The following is a 265-nucleotide window of genomic DNA, read 5'->3' as shown; positions in this document are numbered from 1 at the left end:
TTCGAGGTGGAAGCATGGTGACATGTGGAGCTGACGAATACTAATAGATCGAGGACTTAACCATATAATATGAAGCACTGTTATCTAGTTTTGAAAGAATATAAAAAACTTATTGACTTTCAAAAGTAAATAAGTTATAATAATTCTTGTCTTAAATGAATACAGTCTGGTAATGATGGCAGAGAGGCCACACCCGTTCCCATACCGAACACGGAAGTTAAGCTCTCTAGCGCCGATGGTAGTTGGGACCTTGTCCCTGTGAGAG

Annotated in this window: 1 rRNA gene; it reads left to right on the top strand. The window is 39.6% G+C overall.

Going from position 1 to position 265, the window contains the following annotated elements:
• Window positions 1-165 precede the first annotated feature (165 nt).
• Window positions 166-265, top strand: a 5S ribosomal RNA gene (gene rrf, locus SB773_RS32365); the annotation flags it as partial.

The organism is Bacillus sp. SIMBA_074 (genome assembly GCF_046534555.1).
GTDB lineage: Bacteria > Bacillota > Bacilli > Bacillales > Bacillaceae_G > Bacillus_A > Bacillus_A mycoides.
This window is presented reverse-complemented; position numbering and strand designations above follow the sequence as displayed.